General features: G+C 42.2%; 1 protein-coding gene. It reads right to left on the bottom strand.

Annotated elements, in window-relative coordinates:
• Positions 1 to 249, bottom strand: a 249-nt coding sequence (locus SE27_RS14680; RefSeq protein WP_455550040.1) for a recombinase family protein, incomplete at both ends; no start/stop codon positions are given.

Here is a 249-nt window from a genome sequence, read left to right on the forward strand (position 1 = left end):
GCTTTAATTTATGTACCCGACCTTTGTACTTCCCTTGAGCAGATGCTAATTTTATTCCTTCCTTTTGCCGCTCCAGAATGATTTCACGTTCGAACTGTGCAAAAGCACCCATCAGTTGCAGCATCAAATTATCCATCGGGGTGGATTGGGCCGTAAAAGTAATATTTTCTTTTACAAACTGGATGGCGATCCCTCGTTTAACGAGTTTATCTACTTCAGTGACCAAATCTTTCAGGCTTCGCGCAAAAC

Source organism: Acinetobacter harbinensis, assembly GCF_000816495.1.
GTDB lineage: Bacteria > Pseudomonadota > Gammaproteobacteria > Pseudomonadales > Moraxellaceae > Acinetobacter > Acinetobacter harbinensis.